This is a genomic window from Bacillus sp. SJS (assembly GCF_000732485.2).
GTDB lineage: Bacteria > Bacillota > Bacilli > Bacillales > Bacillaceae > Metabacillus_B > Metabacillus_B sediminis.
Genome location: NZ_JAQV02000022.1, coordinates 197,957 through 216,649 on the forward strand (window position 1 = coordinate 197,957; position 18,693 = coordinate 216,649).

Annotated in this window: 11 protein-coding genes; 3 read left to right on the forward strand and 8 right to left on the reverse strand. The window is 47.5% G+C overall.

Going from position 1 to position 18,693, the window contains the following annotated elements:
* The first annotated feature begins 20 nt into the window (after window positions 1-20).
* Window positions 21-1,028, forward strand: a complete 1,008-nt coding sequence (locus AS29_RS13295) for a serine hydrolase domain-containing protein (protein ID WP_051860675.1) — start codon at window positions 21-23, stop codon at window positions 1,026-1,028.
* A 17-nt stretch (window positions 1,029-1,045) separates the two neighbouring features.
* Complete coding sequence (locus tag AS29_RS13300; RefSeq protein ID WP_035407671.1) at window positions 1,046-1,555, forward strand: YcxB family protein; 510 nt, start codon at window positions 1,046-1,048, stop codon at window positions 1,553-1,555.
* A gap of 34 nt (window positions 1,556-1,589) precedes the next feature.
* Here AS29_RS13300 and AS29_RS13305 read toward each other — a convergent pair whose 3' ends face one another.
* The 5 genes from AS29_RS13305 to AS29_RS13325 all read right to left on the reverse strand — a co-directional run bounded on the left by AS29_RS13305 (window position 1,590) and on the right by AS29_RS13325 (window position 10,553).
* Window positions 1,590-1,976 carry a hypothetical protein gene (locus AS29_RS13305; protein ID WP_035407674.1) on the reverse strand — a complete coding sequence of 129 codons (387 nt, stop codon included), beginning with the start codon at window positions 1,974-1,976 and terminating at the stop codon, window positions 1,590-1,592.
* Between the two features lie 151 nt (window positions 1,977-2,127).
* The gene (gene gatB, locus AS29_RS13310) at window positions 2,128-3,558 is read right to left on the reverse strand and encodes an Asp-tRNA(Asn)/Glu-tRNA(Gln) amidotransferase subunit GatB (protein WP_035407677.1); all 1,431 of its coding nucleotides are present in this window, start codon (window positions 3,556-3,558) and stop codon (window positions 2,128-2,130) included.
* Window positions 3,559-3,572: 14 nt separating this feature from the next.
* Complete coding sequence (gene gatA, locus AS29_RS13315) at window positions 3,573-5,030, reverse strand: Asp-tRNA(Asn)/Glu-tRNA(Gln) amidotransferase subunit GatA (protein WP_035407680.1); 1,458 nt, start codon at window positions 5,028-5,030, stop codon at window positions 3,573-3,575.
* Window positions 5,031-5,045: 15 nt separating this feature from the next.
* Complete coding sequence (gene gatC, locus AS29_RS13320; RefSeq protein WP_035407683.1) at window positions 5,046-5,336, reverse strand: Asp-tRNA(Asn)/Glu-tRNA(Gln) amidotransferase subunit GatC; 291 nt, start codon at window positions 5,334-5,336, stop codon at window positions 5,046-5,048.
* 738 nt (window positions 5,337-6,074) lie between these two features.
* Window positions 6,075-10,553: a phosphodiester glycosidase family protein gene (locus AS29_RS13325; RefSeq protein ID WP_197491611.1), complete on the reverse strand. Its 4,479-nt coding sequence runs from the start codon at window positions 10,551-10,553 to the stop codon at window positions 6,075-6,077.
* A 727-nt stretch (window positions 10,554-11,280) separates the two neighbouring features.
* On the opposite strand from AS29_RS13325, the gene putP reads away from it, so the two are divergent.
* Complete coding sequence (putP, locus tag AS29_RS13335) at window positions 11,281-12,762, forward strand: sodium/proline symporter PutP (protein WP_035407692.1); 1,482 nt, start codon at window positions 11,281-11,283, stop codon at window positions 12,760-12,762.
* 107 nt (window positions 12,763-12,869) lie between these two features.
* On the opposite strand, the gene pruA is transcribed toward putP, so the two are convergent.
* The 3 genes from pruA to ligA form a co-directional block, all read right to left on the reverse strand.
* Window positions 12,870-14,417, reverse strand: coding sequence for an L-glutamate gamma-semialdehyde dehydrogenase (gene pruA, locus AS29_RS13340; protein WP_035407696.1), 1,548 nt, complete (start codon window positions 14,415-14,417; stop codon window positions 12,870-12,872).
* A gap of 1,067 nt (window positions 14,418-15,484) precedes the next feature.
* A complete protein-coding gene (locus AS29_RS13345; RefSeq protein WP_035407698.1) occupies window positions 15,485-16,657 on the reverse strand; it encodes a CamS family sex pheromone protein in 1,173 nt (390 codons plus the stop codon).
* Between the two features lie 19 nt (window positions 16,658-16,676).
* A complete protein-coding gene (ligA, locus tag AS29_RS13350; protein ID WP_035407701.1) occupies window positions 16,677-18,686 on the reverse strand; it encodes an NAD-dependent DNA ligase LigA in 2,010 nt (669 codons plus the stop codon).
* Window positions 18,687-18,693 lie beyond the last annotated feature (7 nt).

An 18,693-nucleotide genomic window follows, 5' to 3' on the forward strand; every position in this document is an offset into this window, starting at 1 on the left:
GCCATAAAGGGGCGAATCACTTGATTTCATTGGAATCACACAATCAAAAAGTATACAAAGAAACCGGGGCGACCGCGCTATCCTGCCTGATCCTTCAAGACGGAAAGACGGTTTATGAATCCTACACAGGGACTCATAGCCGAGAGTACGGTGCGAAAAAGGTACAGGAAGACTCCAGGTTCAACATTGCATCCATACGGAAATCCTATATCGGCTTTGCACTTGCCTGCATGATTGCAGAGGGGGAAATCCGGGGGCTAGATCAGAATCTTTACGCTTATTTTCCTGAAATTCCTGTCATTGAAGGAACAACCATCCGCCATGTTCTTACTCATACACATGGTCTCGCAGAAAAGGATGGAAAATGGATCCGCATGTTTCCTCCTGGTGAAAACTGGTTTTATAACAATGCTGGAGTGAACTTGCTGATCAGCCTTCTTCAAACCGTCTCAGGAAAGACCGTGGCCCAGATACTGGATGAGCAGGTGTTTCAAAAGGCAGGATTTTCAGAGAGCGGCTGGGAAAAGTCTGAGGAAAATTTAGTTTTAAATTTTCTATCGGACCCTTCCCTGCAGCTGGATGACAGCGGCGTAGACAGCAACCTGTATTGCAGCACAAGAGATCTCGCTAAATGGGGAGAATTATTTCTTGCAAGAGGAAAAAATGCCGGAATATTAACTCCAGATGCTTTCAATGAAATGACTTCGGTGCAATTTACAGGATTGCCTCAATTGCCGAAGCACGGATACTTCTGGTGGGTGAAGGAAGAGGATTTTCCAAAGAACGAAATTGGCCCCAACGTTCCAAAAGGCTCCTATCAGCTGCTCGGCATAACAGGCTGCATTTGCCTTGTCATGCCGGAGTATAATGCCGTTGCGGTAAGAATGCTGAATCAAGCAGGGCAGAACCGGAATTTCGATTATATGGACGATGTAAGGACATTTGGTGATTTGGCAGCTGGGATGGCTGGCGCGAAACAAGGGAAAGATCAAGTAGCATTAGCAAGAAATCCCCCTTATAATCAGTAGAGAATGGGGGAATACAATTGGAACATCAATATGAATTAACCTTTGAAGATTATGCGGCATTTAACCTTCATTTTGTAAAAGAATCAAAGACCGCCATGCAATCATTTTGGATTCAGCGAATAATAGGACCCGTCATTTTTTTAAGTTTCCCCTTTGTTTTTTCTTGGGGAAAGGATGACTTTCTTGCGATGATCACTGTTTTTCTAATTCTCGCAGCTGCCTGGTTCTTTCTCTACCCTAAATACTTTTTTAAGTCTTTTAAAGGGAGAATTAAAAAGTTCATGCATGAGGGAAGCAATGGGAAAATACTTGGGGAACATACACTCATACTGGATGACAGCGGATTGACAGACATCAGCGAGTCCGGCAAGCACAGCACCACCTGGGAGAGTGCAGAAAAAGCAGTAGAATTAAAGGAACACTATTTGATTTACATCAACTCTATGCAGGCCTGCATCATTCCGAAAAGATCGTTTAAGAATCAAGCCCAGCTGGAAGAGTTTAAACGGTATCTTGAAAGGCTATAACAAAAACCACCCGATTATACGACCGGGTCGTTTTTTAATGGCGAAGAAGAAGAAGCCGTTCACATAGATAGAAGGCTGTTGCTGTAACTCCTCCAAGCAAACTAAGAAAAAGAGAGGATTGTAAGGTTTGATAGTCCGTGAAGAGATGGGTGAGCTGAAGAATCAGTGCCCCAGCCATGAAGTAGACAAGGAATTTTAGATTTTTGCGATTCGTGATGACGTCTGCGAGGTACGAAACCGGGATGCCGATGATGCCAAAGATGATAAAGGCATAGACGGAAAAAGTGATAAGCATCGCAATAAACGTACCTGGGTTTTCATCCACTCGTCCACCTTTTAGGATGAATGCGAGCACAAATAACAAGGCCCCGCATACCGAGCAAACAGCGGCCGTTCTCAATTTTTGCTGGAATCGGATCAATTGGTACACCTCCACTATTTACCATATGTTTTTAATGTGGTTTTTTCAATAGAAAAGTTGATAGGAGCAGCTGAATATTGAATTCTTACCGATTTCTGGAGCATGTAACACGAAAAAAGCTCCCAGAGCAAACGCCCCGGAAGCTTTTATCTTATCGTTTATTAATTTCTTCCATGAGAAGCTTGTTGACCATTGGCGGGTTCGCCTGGCCTTTGGATGCTTTCATGATTTGGCCGACAAGGAATCCGATTGCGCGGTCCTTCCCGTTTTTGAAGTCTTCAATCGATTGCGGATTGGCATCGAGCGCATCATTTACAAATGTGCGAAGCGCGCCTTCGTCAGAGATTTGGACAAGTCCTTTATCTTTCACGATTTTCTCAGCATCGCCGCCGTTTTCGATCAGTTCTTTGAAGACTTTTTTCGCGATTTTAGAAGAAATGGTTCCTGCTTCGATCAGCTTGATCATGCCTGCCAGCCCTTCAGGAGTTAGAGCCGTGTCTTCAAGCTCTTTGTTCTCCGAGTTCAGGTATGCAGAAACTTCTCCCATCAGCCAGTTGGATGCCTGTTTCGCATCGGCACCGGTTTTGACGGTTGCTTCAAAGAAGTCGGACATTTCTTTAGTAAGAGTCAGAACCATTGCATCGTATGCAGGAAGACCAAGCTCCGCTACGTAGCGCGCTTTGCGCTCATCCGGAAGCTCAGGAATTTCAGCACGGATGCGTTCTTTCCACTCTTCATCAATGTAAAGAGACACAAGATCCGGTTCCGGGAAGTAACGGTAGTCGTCGGATCCTTCTTTTACACGCATTAAGAGGGTTTTGCCTGTGGATTCATCAAAGCGTCGTGTTTCCTGCTCGATGATTCCGCCGGATAATAGTACCTCTGCCTGGCGTTTTTCCTCGTGCTCCAATCCTTTGCGGACGAAGTTGAAGGAGTTCAGGTTTTTCAGCTCGGCTTTCGTACCGAACTGCTCCTGGCCGACTGGACGAAGGGAAATGTTCGCGTCACAGCGAAGAGAACCCTCTTCCATTTTACAGTCAGAAACACCTGTATATTGAATAATGGATTTTAATTTTTCAAGATACGCATACGCTTCTTCCGGCGTACGGATATCCGGCTCGGAAACGATCTCCACAAGCGGTGTACCCTGACGGTTGAAGTCAACAAGGGAGAAGCCGTCACCCGTATGGTTCAGCTTGCCCGCGTCCTCTTCAAGGTGAAGACGGGTAATTCCGATTTTCTTCTTTTGGCCGCCTACTTCAATTTCAATCCAGCCGTTTTCGCCGATCGGCTTATCAAATTGAGAGATTTGATACGCTTTCGGGTTATCCGGATAAAAATAGTTTTTGCGGTCAAACTTCGTATCCGTTGCGATTTCACAGTTCAGCGCCATCGCAGCCTTCATCGCGAAGTTTACAGCTTCCTTATTCAGTACCGGAAGGACACCAGGGTACCCAAGGTCGATAACGGAAGTGTTTGTATTCGGATCCGCTCCGAAATGGTTCGGAGAAGCGGAAAAGATTTTTGAATTCGTTTTAAGCTCAACGTGGACTTCAAGTCCAATCACCGTTTCAAAGTTCATTCGTTTCTCACCCCTTACAGTTCAGGTTTTGCTTTATGATGGTCCGTCGCCTGCTCAAATACATGGGCAACACGGTAGATGGTGCTTTCGTCAAAGTGCTTGCCGATGATTTGAAGTCCGAGCGGAAGACCGTTTGAGAATCCGCAAGGGACGGAAATTCCAGGGACACCTGCAAGGTTAACCGGAATCGTTAAAATATCATTCGCATACATCGTAAGCGGATCGTCTGTTTTTTCGCCGATTTTGAAAGCAGGAGTCGGAGTCGTCGGTCCAACAATGACATCGTACTTTTCAAAAACATCTTCGAAATCTTTCTTAATGAGCGTACGCACTTTTTGCGCCTTTTTATAGTACGCATCATAGTAACCGGAGCTCAGTGCGAACGTTCCAAGCATAATCCGGCGCTTTACTTCGTTCCCGAAGCCTTCTGCACGGGTCTGTTTGTAAAGATCAATCAGGTTTTCCGCATTGTCTGTACGGTATCCGTAACGGATTCCGTCAAAACGCGAAAGGTTGGATGACGCTTCAGAGGATGCCAACAGGTAGTAGGTTGCAAGCGCATATTTAGAATGCGGAAGCGATACTTCTTCCCAAGTCGCTCCTTGAGCTTCCAGAACTTTAAGCGCTTCAAGCACGGAATTTTTCGCTTCTTCACTGACACCTTCACCAAGGTATTCTTTTGGAACCGCGATTTTCAGGCCTTTAATATCGCCTGTTAAGGAAGAAACATAGTCTGGAACATCCACATTTGCAGAGGTTGTATCCATTTGGTCTCCTCCCGCGATCGCTTGAAGAAGATACGCATTGTCTTCAACGGTACGGGTAATCGGGCCGATTTGGTCCAAAGATGACGCAAATGCCACAAGTCCGTAACGGGAAACACGGCCATACGTAGGCTTTAATCCAACAACCCCGCAATAAGCTGCCGGCTGACGGATCGAACCGCCTGTGTCAGACCCAAGTGAGAACGGAACCTCGCCTGCTGCAACAGATGCAGCCGAACCGCCGCTTGATCCGCCTGGTACGGTTTCAAGATTCCACGGATTTCTTGTCGGCTTGAATCCGGAGTTCTCTGTAGAAGAACCCATCGCGAATTCATCCATGTTCAATTTTCCGATCGTAACGGATTCTGCCTGCTGAAGCTTTTGCACAACCGTTGCATCGTAGATCGGCATGAAATTCTCTAAGATTTTACTGGAGCAAGTTGTACGAAGGTCCTTTGTTACGATGTTGTCTTTTACGCCGATCGGCATTCCAAAAAGGAGACCGAACTCATCGCGTGTACCGACTGCCTCGTCCAATTGTTTTGCATAAGAACGCGCGCGCTCTTCATCAAGCGTCATGAACGCCTGTACTTTATCTTCTACTTCGTTAATCCGTTTATAGGACTCATCAACAAGGTCCGTAACGGAAATGTCTTTTTTATGTAAACGCTGCTTTAACTCGGAAATCTTATGGTCAAATAATGACACCTAGGTTTCCCTCCCTTATTCAAGAATGGTCGGAACGCGGATGTATCCGTCTTTCTGGTCCGGAGCGTTTTTCACAACGTCCTCAACCGGAAGACCTTTAGCCGGCTTGTCCTCTCTCATTACGTTTTTCATATCCAATACATGAGTCGTCGGCTCAACGTTGTCCGTATCGAGCTCATTCAGCTGCTCTGCAAATGAAATAATGGCATCAAGCTGCTTCGAAAACATCTGAGCTTCCTCTTCTGTAATCGCAAGACGGGCAAGGTGCGCAACGTGCTTAACCTGATCAGTCGAAATGCGTGACATCAACTGTTCACCTCCAATAAAATCGTGCATAAACAATACTCTGATGATAACAAAATTTAGTGCTATAAAGCAAGGCATTGCGGGATTGGGGGGCGGCAGTTCACAGACTTGGCGGCTTGACAGCGGTTGGGGCGGCGGTTGGGCGGCGCCTGACCCGCGGTTCGCTAAAGGATGAAAGCTCCGGCACCGATGCTGTAAACCATTGGTACGCAAGGGCTGAGCGGCTTCAGTCTCTGTCCCCCGCTTCGGTGAAGGATGTGGGGACTGGCACGGTGCCAGTCCCGCTGTTTATTGCCGAACTAAAGCTCTGGCACCGGCTCTGTAAACCCTCGATACATAAGCCTTCACATGCTTCCGTCTCCGTCCCCCGCTGCGGTGATGCATGTGGGGTCAGGCGCCGCAGCGGGTGTGTTGGGGCGCCAGTCAATAAAGTTTGCACTGACCCCCGCTTCTCTACCGCACTAAACCTCCGTCCCCACCCCTCACCAGCCTTTGCCATCCGGAACTTACGCGGCTTCTTCCTCTGACCCCCGATGCGGTGCTGTGTTGAGGGTCAGTGCATTGCACTGACCCCCGCTTCTCTACCGCACTAAATCTCCGTCCCTACACCTCTCAAGCCCTTGCCCTCCGGCACTTTCTCGGCGTCCTCCTCTGACCCCCGTCGCGGTGCTGTGTTGAGGGTCAGTGCAAAAACCACAAAAACCAGGAGCAGCACCCTGCCCCCGGTTTTAAACCCTGTCACTTTGTAATCGTATGATCGTCAATTACCCGGCCATCACGTGCTTTAGCCGTAATCTTTATTCCATCTTCCCCTACCGTTACGCTGGAGTACACTTGTGTTTTCTCTTCAAAATACACATCCATGTAATCCTGCGGCACGGCGTCGTAGAATTTACCGGCGGTTGAGCCGGCGATCAGGTAAGTGGTGCCGCCTTTTTCCACTTGCTTGCCGTCTTTCAGTTTGTGCGTTCGAACGTAAGCATGGTCGTGGCCTGAGATGGCGAGGTCAATGCCTGCCTTGTCGAATGCGTTCGGGAATACACTTTTGACTGCTTCTGCTCCGCCTTGAGGATTGGAGTAGTATGGCGAGCGGTGATAGGTGACGATTTTCCATTTCTTTTTCGATTTAGCCATGTCTTTGATGAGCCAGTCTGCCTGTTTTTGGAGACCTGCGGTGTCCGTTTCGGTGTTCAGGACGGCGAAGTGTGCGTCGCCGTAGTCATAGGAGTAAACCGTTCCTTCAAAGCCGTCCGGGCCATTGTCCGGCATGTTGAACAGGCTCTTGAATGTGGTGACGCCAGTGCCGATGTTTTCATGGTTTCCGACGGTTGGCATGATGGCGGTGGAAGGCGCGAGTTCTTTGTCTTTCATAGATTCAAAGAATGCATTCCAGTGCGAGTATAGGTTTCCATCATCAATCATATCGCCGACGTGCATCATGAATGCGGCATCAGGATGGTCCGCTTTTGCTTTTTTAAACAGTTCCGTGTAGATGCCGAAGCCCGATTCCGTTTGGTTCGGCGGTGCCTGGGTATCTCCCATCAGCAGGAAGGTGAATGGGTCTTTCCGCGATTCGTTTGCTTTGATTTCTGCAGGTTCGCTCCATCCTTCAGGCGTTCCGTCTCCAGCGCGGTACATGTACATTTGTCCCGGTACCATTCCGATGACTTCAGCGGTATGTGCCTGAAGCTCGCCTTCGTCCATGGCAAGCGGTGTGCTTTTGCCATTTTTGGCTGTAAATCGTTTGCCGTTGAAGCCATCTTTCTTGTAATCTTCTAATTTGGCAATCTGAACGACAGAGTCTGTGACCTGCGGAGCTGTTGTCCAGCTGATATTGCGGCTTGATGGTTTGCCAGTAAAAGTAACGTTCAGTCTTTCCGGTTTGTTCGTTCCAAGATGCTTCAGCACATTTACTTCCTGTGTGAAGCTGTATTTATTTTCTTTTGCTGCCTGGATTGTTACTTTGCCGGGCATGACAGATAGCAGGTTCGTGTTAATGGTACCGTCTGAACCGGTTTTGCCAAGCGTCCAGTCACTTAGCTCTGCATCGGCTGCTTTGAGCCAGCCCTGCACATCTCCCAGGCGGACTTGAAGCCAGTCTCCCTCTGTTTTTGTCACAGCCAGCACAATGTTCTTTGATACCGGAGCCACCAATTCCGAGACGTCATTCGCTTCTTTTCGGATTTGAGTCATTTTCGCTTTTACTTTTGCAATCTTGTAATCCGGTGCTGTTACCTTTACTTCTGCTCCCTGAACAGGTTTTCCATTTTCATCCTTGACTGTTACTTTGGAGGGAAATCCAGTAGATGCCCGGTCGGTGCTGACATTGAAATGGGCTTTCAGATTTTTTTCGATGTCCGGTAGATACAGATCGGTTTCTCCAAGTGATCCTGAAACGAAGTCAACCGCTGCTTTTCCTTTTGCCGAAGCAGGGATGGAAAGCGGCACGATCCCAATTTCCATATCGCCTTTCAGCTTGTTCAATCCTTTTAATTCAAGCTCGATCGTACCGTCTTCTGTCATCTCGTTTTTTACAATCATATCGGAGGTAATGGATTCAGATAGCCTTACAGATTTGCCTTCTGTTTTTAAATTGGCTTTTAACTTCAGCTTCAGCGTATCCAGCTGCTCCGCTTTGCTTGCCTGAAGCTTGATCGGGAAAGCTCCGCCGATGTAGGCAGATTCAGGGGCAGTCGCTTTGAAGCCAGGCTGGCCGGCTTCGGTTTCAAACGTCCAGGACTTCGTTGTTTCGTTTCCGAAGTTGTCCTGAACGGTAAGCTTGGCCATATGGTATCCGTCCAGCATCGGGCTTCCCGGCTGGTAGGAAACTTTGCCGGATTCAGGATCAAATTGAGCTTTCACTTCTTTTCCGTCTACATTCAACGTAATGCGAGCCGGGTTGATCCCGGTGTCTTCATCCTTTGCGATGGCTGATATAACCGGCTTTGCATCGGTTACCTTTGCTTGATCCGAAGGCTGGATAGATTCGATCGATGGGTTTATTAAATCATCGTTTGTTTCGCCATATACTGCCCGGATGTTATCAACATAGATCGAGCCTGCATTTTTGTTGGCATCGCTCGTCTCCATGAGTCGGACGGGCAGGTCCATTTTTAAAGGAAGGGCCTTTCCTGCAGGTACTTTTGCTTCGACGTATTTCCAGCCGGTCCAGTCCATTTTCGTTGCAAAATCAAGAGCGAACGCGCTGTTGTTTCCATCTCTCATCTGACTTCTCAGCCAGTGGTTTTTTCCGTCGCCATATACCCACATTCCAATGGATTCCGGGTAATCTTCAATCGTGATTGGCTGCTTCGGATGGGCGTATGCACCAGAAGTTCCCGTTGTTCCTGAAAAATCGTAGTTGAGCTGAAGGGAGTGCTCTCCGAATCTGGCAGGCTCCGGATAGGTTGTCTGCTTGATGGAAATGGAGTTGAAGCGGGCGCCGCTATAGGTCCAATTTGCAAAATCCTTCTCAAAGTCTGCTAGAATGATTGGCAGCTTTCCTACTTGGATATCCATCGTATCGGTTATCCCTCCGTATTGAACGGTAATTTTCCCGGATGCCGCTTGGCTTGATGCCTTGAATATTCCATTTTTATCAACGGTTCCGATATTTCCTTCTATCTTCCATTCAAAAAGGGATGGATCGGCGTCAACCGTTTTCCCGTCAAGCATGGCTTTAGGAGCGAGGTTGATTTCATCTCCTTTTTTTACGGTTAAGGAATCCTGTGGAAGCTGGATGCTGCTTAATTTATCCGTTACGGTAATGGCCGATGATCCTTTCGCCCCGTCTTTATCCGCAAGGACCATGCCTTTTCCGGCTTTGCTTCCTGCAGTGAACAGACCTTTTTCATCCACTGTTCCGAGGTCGGTATCAGAGACGGACCAGTCCGCCTCCCCGCTTATTGGTTTAGGGAAGAAATTTGCATCCATTCCTTTTGCATCAAGATCCTCAGTGCTTCCCTTCAGCATGAGCAGGTGGTCGGGCTGCATCGCAAGCTGGCTCACGCTTCCCGGCTGAGCGGATGTTGTAATAAGAAATGAGTTAGCGACAGCGCGCTCAAAGCCATCGGAGGGACGATTGACGAGGCCCAGACCATCTTCACCCGGCTGTCTTGCTGCAAAGGTGGAGGATCCGCCGCCATCGAGATTCAATGCTTCTACAGCGCCCATTTCAAACATCATGTCACGAAGCTCGAAAACAGTGATTCCCTCTGAATATCCCGGTGAGCGGCCGTCAATGACCACAAAGAAAATCGTTCCGTCCGCCTTTTTACCGACAGCGGTCCGGGGAGCCACTGCTTTTGTAAAGTCATCTGAAACCAAATTGACCTTCTGGCCGTTTTGAACGAGCTTATGATTGCCGCTCAATCCTTCTTCCGCTTCCAGCCATTGAGATGATATCTGTGTTTCAATTTCAATTTCCTGACCCGGCTTTAGGTTTTTCACCTTTTCAGCACTGGTTCCATGGCCTGACAGAACAAGCTTTCCTTCTTCAATCAACTGATTGCCCTTTCCCTCAATAACCGATTCGACCTTTGCCTTCATTTTTCCCGGTTTATGTACATCCCCGGACTCGACTGTCAAAACTGCTTCCGTTCCGGCTGTGTTTGTCCCGGTTGACTTCAATGGATCTGAATATAAGACAAGCAGGTTATTTGATCTCGTTCCATTTAAATTATCAATATGCTGAATATTTCCGTCTGCATGCAGCTTGAATTGAACCCCTGGGATACCAAAGAGCGGTGTTCCATCCTTCTTCATCCCAAATGATTCCTTGTATCCCGATTTAAGGATGCGGCCATCGTGGATGACGGTTCCATTCGGAATTCCGCTGGACATGTTATAGAAATCTCCGTTAAACGCCCCTATTACAACCTGTCCGGGCTTTGAGACGGCAGCTGCCTGCTGGCGGACCGGCTGCATGCCAAGGTCTTTTCCATTTGGGAGACCCGCGTCGATGTCCAGATTTTGCGCATTCAAGTCCACGTTCATAACAAATGCTTCCTGCCTTCCGCGGCTGCTTCCTATTGTGACCGACTCCTGTTCAATTCCCGGTGCAATTTTTTTCTCCCACTGATCGATGACTTGTCCCAATGAATAGCCTGTCTCTTCCGCAGATGCGTTTTGAACTGGCAGCATCACTCCTGCGGCAGCCGTTTGAGCAGCTAATACAGATGCAAAAAGTACGGTTAATAACCTGCGTGGCTTTCTCATCTTCATCTCCCCGTTTCACCTTATTTTCAGTCTCTTCCCTCCAAACCGTATCACTTTGAATTGTAGTTTTATGAGAATTATTTTAAAGTTTTTGTAAATGAATGAAAATTAAGGATATCGCCCTAAATAACATTTAAAGAGTTTGTCGAAAAAGCAGGTCCTTTCAGTCTTGCATTTCCCTAAAATAGGCCAAATTTTATTTTCAGAATAGTTTTACTTCAATTCATTTGAGTAATCGCTTACATAACCATGAAACTTATACATCCCGCTACCGCTTCCAATTTCCGACACGTTTAGACTGCTTGAATATTGGGGATTAATTTGTTAGGTTAAGAAACCGTAAGCTGCGAACGGTGCTCGCCGCCATTTCACACCAGTTAAGATTCAGCGTAATCCCTTTCTTGATCAATCCTTCCTGTAAAAAGAGACCCTGATTTGTCATACATTGTTGTTTTTCTTCTCTGTCTGGATTCTCCAGATGACAAAGCTGCGCTAATTTTCCAGAAGGTAAAGCCGGAATTGCCGGCGGTAAGGGCTGTATTCTTTTTCGGGGTGAGCAGGATCACTTTCCTTGCTCGATTGAAATGACGACAAAATATGGATGACCGCTGTCCTTATAGCGGATGCATACGGCTTTTTTCACCGTATGGAGGGATGGTTCATCCCGTGTGAAAGGTTTTGAGCGGTTTGTTTAGTAGCAAAAAAAAATGAGAATAGGAGAGATATTGTGGAAATTGGAGTTTATATATCATTAGCTCTCTACTTCATTATGATGCTCGGAATCGGGTTTTATGCGTTTAAGCAATCTACCGGTGATGTAGAAGGCTATATGCTTGGAGGACGAGGACTCGGTCCTGCTGTTACGGCTCTTTCTGCAGGTGCTTCCGACATGAGCGGATGGATGCTCATGGGACTGCCTGGGGAAATGTATTCAACAGGGCTTGCTGCCATGTGGATTGCCATCGGATTAACGCTGGGAGCTTATGCAAACTACTTAATACTTGCTCCAAGACTTAGAACGTATACCATTGTAGCGAATAACTCGATTACAATTCCGGATTACTTCGAAAATCGTTTTCACGACAAATCCAAAATGCTTCGCCTTTTTTCCGGGATTGTTATCGTGATATTCTTTACGCTTTATTGTTCTGCAGGAATGGTTTCTGGAGGCACGCTGTTTGAATCCTCCTTTGGATTAAGCTATATGACCGGACTTCTGATAACAGCTGGTGTCGTAATCGCCTATACACTATTTGGCGGATTCCTTGCAGTGAGTCTGACGGACTTTGTACAAGGAATCATCATGTTTCTAGCGTTAGTGCTCGTACCTGTGGTTGCCCTGATTGATTTAGGCGGTTTAGGAACAACTGTTGATCAAGTAAAAGCCATCGATCCGAAATTGTTTGATGTATTTCGCGGAACGACCGTTCTAGGAATCATCGGATTTCTTGCATGGGGACTAGGCTATTTCGGACAGCCTCATATTATCGTCCGCTTTATGGCAATCAATTCTATTAAAGAATTAAAGCCGGCCCGCCGCATCGGGATGAGCTGGATGATTGTTTCGATTGTTGGTGCCTTGATGACTGGACTTGTCGGTATTGCTTATGTAAAAGCCAATCAAATTGACTTAGGTAACCCGGAAACGATCTTTATCAAATTTTCAGATGTTCTTTTCCATCCGCTTATTACAGGATTCTTGCTATCTGCAATTCTCGCGGCGATTATGAGTACGATATCCTCTCAGCTGCTTGTTACATCCAGTGCTCTGACAGAGGATTTCTATAAAACCTTCTTTAAACGCAATGCTTCAGATAAAGAACTGGTTATGGTCGGAAGACTGGCTGTGCTCGTTGTAGCGATCATTTCAATCCTGCTTTCCCTTAAGCCAAGCGGAACGATCCTTGATCTGGTCGGAAATGCATGGGCTGGATTCGGTTCCGCCTTCGGACCCGCGATCCTGCTAAGCCTTTACTGGAAACGCATGACGAAATGGGGGGCACTTGCCGGCATGATTACTGGTGCAGTCACTGTACTGATTTGGCTGACCATTCCTGGACTAACAGATTTCTTGTATGAAATGATTCCAGGATTCTTCTTAAGTCTTCTCGCTGTAATTGTGGTTAGCAAGATGACAGCAGAGCCTTCTAATGAAGTGATAGAGGGGTTCAAAGAGATGGAAACCGTATTGGCCAAAGAGACCAAATAAACGTTTGTTTAAATTTAGGAAAAGCCATTCAGCTTAAGGGTTGAATGGCTTTTTTCGCGTGTAAAAAAGCCCGCTGAACGAACTCAGCGGGCTTTTCTCTTATTCTATTAAAGCGTTTCAGAAGTCGTTTTCGCTTGCATATGAAGAACTAAATAGTCAGGTCCGCCTGCTTTTGAGTCGGTTCCGGACATATTGAATCCTCCGAATGGCTGATAACCTACAATGGCACCCGTACATCCGCGGTTGAAGTAAAGGTTTCCGACGTGGAAATCTTCTCTCGCCTGCTCGATGTGATCACGGTTGTTTGTAATAACAGCACCAGTCAGACCATACTCTGTGTTGTTGGCAATTTCAATCGCTTCATTGAAATCCTTCGCTTTGGCAATGGCAACAAATGGTCCAAAGATTTCTTCCTGCATAACGCGGGCTTTTGGATCAACGTCTGCCACAACAGTCGGCTGGATAAAGTAGCCTTTTGAGCTGTCCCCTTCTCCACCTGCCAGAAGACGTCCTTCGCTGCGTCCAATTTCAACATATTCCATAATTTTATCAAAAGCAGCCTGGTCGATAACCGGACCCATGAAAATAGAACCGTCAGTCGTATCGCCAACCGTTAACTCTTTTGTCAGCTCAATCACACGATCTACAACTTGATCGTATACATCTTCTACGATCACCGCACGGGAACAAGCGGAGCACTTTTGACCGGAGAATCCGAAAGCAGATTTTACAATCGATTGTGCAGCAAGCTCAAGGTCTGCCTCTTTATCTACTACAATCGTATCCTTACCGCCCATTTCAGCGATTACACGCTTCAGCCAAATTTGGCCTTCGCTCAATTTGGATGCGCGCTCATAAATGCGCAAGCCTACATCGCGGGAACCTGTGAAGGAAATGAAACGAGTGCGCGGGTGGTCAACCAAATAGTCTCCAACCTCTGCACCGCTTCCAGGAATATAGTTGACAACGCCCTTCGGAAGGCCTGCTTCTTCTAAAACTTCTATGAATTTCGCTGCCACAACCGGCGTCGTGGAAGCTGGTTTTAATAGAACTGTGTTTCCTGCTACAAGTGCAGCAACTGTCGTTCCAGCCATGATCGCAAATGCGAAGTTCCAAGGAGAAATGACCACACCTACTCCAAGCGGAATATAGCTGTAGCGGTTGTATTCGCCTTGACGGCTCTCAACCGGCTGTCCGTCTTTCAGCTTCAGCATTTGACGCGCATAGTACTCCATGAAATCAATGGCTTCTGCCGTATCTGCATCTGCTTCATTCCATGGTTTACCAGCTTCTTTAAGAAGCAAGGCAGAGAACTCATGCTTGCGGCGGCGTACAATGGCTGCAGCACGGAAAAGAATATCTGCGCGAACCTCTGGCTTCGTCTTGCGCCATGTATTGAACGTCTCATCAGCAACCTGCATCGCTTTTTCCGCAATCTCGCGAGTTGCTTTAGAAACGCGTCCGATTACCTCTTCTTTATTTGCCGGATTAATAGAAACAATTTTATCTTCAGTGGAAATTCTCTCTCCACCTACAATCAAATCGTAATCTTTCCCAAGATAGGATTCTACTGTTGCCAATCCTTTCTCAAAATCCTGCTTATTAGAATCTACCGAAAAATCCGTAAACGGCTCATGCTTGTAAGGTACTACCATTAAAATACGCCTCCTTTTAAAATAAAACGGTTACAAATCTATCTTAACTGATTATTCCCAACCATTCAAACATAGAAATGATTGTTACAAATTTTATTTTACTAAGAAAAGCGGAGGGCGCTTGCTCAGCGCTGAGAGACGGTGGAGCCGGAACTGACAAAGTCGCTCTTTGACTTTGACAGGGCCGGCGAAGCGGCCGAAGCGCTAGCGCCCGGAGCTAGACACGGAAACCAAGTTCGAAAGGGCGCTTGCCAAGCGCTGAGAGACGGTGGAGCCGGAACTGACAAAGTCGCTCTTTGACTTTGACAGGGCCAGCGAAGCGGCCGAAGCGCTAGCGCCCGGAGCTGGACACTAAGAAAAGCGGAGGCGGCTTGCTAAGCCTCGACAAGCATAAGACAATCAGCCGGAGGAAGGCATAAAGGAAGTTCGGGGGAAGTTCGCGACGTCCTGTCGCTCCCCCGAACTGACCCGCCTCCTGCGGGCCTCCGTAGGATGAGGGGCTTATGACCTCGAGAGGCTAGCCGCCGGAGCTAGACACGGAAACCAAGTTCGAAAGGGCGCTTGCCAAGCGCTGAGAGACGGTGGAGCCGGAACTGACAAAGTCGTTCTTCCTTTGACTTTGACAGGGCCGGCGAAGCGGCCGAAAGAACAGAAATGTAAACGCGGCGCCTGACCCGCTATCCTTTAAAGCATCGGGGGACAAAGACTAATGTCTGCAATCCCTTCTATACCAGGCAGTTAATCGCTTAGGTGCCAGAGCTTTAATCTGGCAGAGAACAGCGGGACTGGCACGGTGCCAGTCCCCTCATCCTTCACCGCATCGGGGGACAGAGGCAGTGTTCTGCAAACCCTTGCGTCCCAGCGGTTTCCCGGGCAGGTGCCGGAGCTTTCATGCTTTAGCAGAGTGCGGGTCAGGCGCGCACAGGTCCACTGGTCCACCGGCGTACTCAATTGCGCACAGGTCTCCACCCAGCGCTCAGCTGCACCAGTCACACGAATATTCGCCACAACCGCCCCCCACCGCACAGAAAAAGACTGCCCGCATCATTCAGACAGTCTCAAAAACATTATTTAAATATATGCGTAACAGGTTTCTTATCCCCTGCTTTGCGGGTGATAAGGGCTTCCTGTCCGCCGGTGGAGGTGATGTTGATTTCCAGGTCAATGTAGTCCTGCGGGAAGTACTGGTTGATTTTTTCGATGACGAATTGGGTGAGGCCGATGACCTCTGCTTTTCCGTAAAACTGCATGGGAATTTCGATTTTCAGTTCCTTCAGTTCATCGTCTTTATAATGGGCTTTTCCGATTACGCCCGTGTAGTTAGGGAAGTAATCGCCGATTTCTTCTTTGAAGCGTTCAAATGTATCCGCGTCTTCCGGTTTTTCTGATTTGGCTTCCGGTGATGGGAAGAATTGATAGCTTTCGTTGATATCCTTCCAGCCTTCCAGGTTGCTGCTTCCCGGTTTTGCTTCGCTTTTCGCGATAAATTCTCCTGGCACGATTGAGGATTTCGGCTGCTGGACATACAGTGCTACTGTTATCGGGACATCTGCCAGTTCTTTGTTTTGGCGTGTTTGCTTTACAATTTGAGCGGCAATTTTTTCGCCTTCCTTGCGGATGGTGGAGCTGTCCAGTTTAGTCTCTTTTGCAATATCATCCTGCTTATAATAATGAACGGAGTTTAAGGCAACCCCGATCATGACACCGCCAAGCTCGATCGTTTTGTCGTCTACCCTCTTGAAATAGTTTTGTTCAAGGACACTTGCCAGATATTTTGGAGTGTCTGTTGCTTCAAGGTCGGATATGACCGGATTGAGCCCGGCGTTGCTGAATTCCTGTTTGCTGTCTTTAGCTTCTTTTTCTTTTGTTTCGAGTGCTTTTCCTTCGTACTTATACCTTAGCCAGCCGCGTACCTGATCTTCTTTCAGATATTGGCCTTCTTGATAATAGTAGTTGTTTTTCGATGGAAATGACTCTTGAGCGAGGTCCATCAAGCCTGTTTCGAACTGGTCAAGGTCAAGTCTTGTGTTCAGGTTTTCAGCCGTAAGACCTCTTGCTGCTCCCGTTTTGAACGGGAGGACAACGCTGTAGTCAGCGTCAGAGATGGTGCTTTTCGGAATAATCGCCTTCTGCTTTTCGTTGTTTGTTTCCTGAACGACTTCATTGTCATCTCCGAAGCTTGGTGCGCATGCACTTAACAGCATGCTGCAGGCCGCCAGGATGACGATCCATTTTTTCAAAGAATGCCCACTCCCTGCTTTATTTCTTTAATTCCTCTATCATTCTTACTTCATCCCATATTTCAATGCTTAGCTCTTGTGCTTTTGACAGCTTGCTCCCTGCTGCTTCCCCGGCTATCAGGAGATCTGTGCTTTTGCTGACACTGCCTGTTACTTTTCCGCCCAATGCTTCAATCTCGGCCTTTGCTTCATTTCGGCCCATTTCCTCAAGCTTGCCGGTCAGCACAATGGTTTTGCCGGCAAAGTAGGAGTCGATTTCTTCAGGTGCGACAAGCTTCGGCCCTTTATAATTCATATTTACTCCATGGCTTTTCAATTCATCGATGAGCTGGGCCACTTCCGGTTTTTCAAAATACGTAACGACGGCATCGGCCATTTTGTCCCCAATTTCGTTAATAGCGAGCAGTTCTTCACGGCCTGCTTCCATAAGGCGGTCCATCGTTTCAAAATTCTGAGCCAGTGTTTTTGCAGCTTTTGAGCCTACATGGCGGATTCCGAGTCCGAACAGAAGTTTTTCAAGAGAATTCTCTTTTGATTTTAAAATGGCATTCAATAGATTCTCCGTTGATTTCTCACCCATCCGGTCAAGTGCGAGCAGCTGATCTTTTGTGAGCTCGTACAAATCTGCCACATCGGTTATTAATCCTTCCTGAAAAAGCTGGGCAATCACGCGCTCGCCAAGACCGTCAATGTTCATGGCGTTTCTTGAAACGAAGTGAATCAAACCTTCGCGAAGCTGGGCAGGGCACATCGGATTAATACATCTTAATGCCACTTCCCCTTCGATGCGGACGAGTTCACTGCCGCATTCCGGACATTCGGTTGGCATCGCGAATTCTTTTTCGTCACCGGTTCGGTGGTCGGCGAGAACATTTACGACCTCTGGAATAATATCTCCCGCTTTTTTCACGATCACGTAATCACCTAAACGGATATCCTTTTCACGAATCAGGTCTTCATTGTGCAAGGAAGCGCGCTGAACAGTCGTCCCCGCTACCCGGACAGGTTCAAGAATGGCTGTAGGTGTAATGACTCCGGTTCTTCCCACGTTCAGTTCAATATCAAGCAGCTTTGTCATCACTTCTTCTGCCGGGAATTTATAGGCAATGGCCCAGCGCGGGCTTTTCGCTGTAAATCCAAGCTGCTGCTGCTGGCTTAGCGCATCTACTTTGATGACAACTCCGTCAATTTCGTATGGAAGTGTATTGCGCTGCTCCTGAATGGTGTGCAAAATTTCAATGACTTCATCAATGGTTTCGCAGTTCTTTCTTTCAAGATTCGTTTTGAAGCCAAGCTCATCCAGAAGATCAAGACCTTCACTTTGTCTTTCAACTCCTGTTTCACCGAGGTCTCCAATACCATAGACGAAAATGTCGAGATTACGTTTCGCGGCAATTTTCGGATCGAGCTGGCGCAGAGAGCCGGCAGCCGCATTCCGTGGGTTTGCAAACGGCTCTTCCTCCAGCTCAATTTTTTTCTCGTTTAGCTTTTCAAACGATTTTTTCGGCATAAATGCTTCGCCTCTTACCTCAATGGATAAGGATTTTCTCAGGCGGAGCGGAATTGAGCGGATCGTACGGAGGTTTTCGGTAATATCCTCCCCGATGGAGCCATCCCCTCTTGTCGCTCCCTGGACGAACACTCCGTTTTCATAACGGAGCGATACAGCGAGGCCATCGATCTTTAACTCTACGACATATTGGACATCGTCTCCTGCATTCTGGCGGACACGGCGGTCAAAATCCCGCAGATCCTGATCATTGAATGCATTGCCGAGGCTGAGCATCGGCGTTTTATGCTCGACCTTGCTGAAGCCTTCCAAAATCGCTCCGCCAACACGCTGGGAAGGGGAATCAGGCGTTTTCAGCTCCGGAAACTGCTCTTCAAGACTGATCAGCTCATGAAGGCGCTGATCGTATTCGGCATCAGGCACACTTGGTTTGTCCAAGACGTGGTATTCATAATTGTAGCGGTTTAAAAGCTCATGCAGCTCCTGAACTCTCTTCTGGGATGATTGAAAATCGGTCATAATCCCA

Coding starts and splice junctions, on each gene's coding strand:
- gatB (WP_035407677.1), bottom strand. CDS start 3,558: ATGAACTTTGAAACGGTGATTGGACTTGAAGTCCACGTTGAGCTTAAA.
- pruA (WP_035407696.1), bottom strand. CDS start 14,417: ATGGTAGTACCTTACAAGCATGAGCCGTTTACGGATTTTTCGGTAGAT.
- ligA (WP_035407701.1), bottom strand. CDS start 18,686: ATGACCGATTTTCAATCATCCCAGAAGAGAGTTCAGGAGCTGCATGAG.
- AS29_RS13325 (WP_197491611.1), bottom strand. CDS start 10,553: ATGAGAAAGCCACGCAGGTTATTAACCGTACTTTTTGCATCTGTATTA.
- gatC (WP_035407683.1), bottom strand. CDS start 5,336: ATGTCACGCATTTCGACTGATCAGGTTAAGCACGTTGCGCACCTTGCC.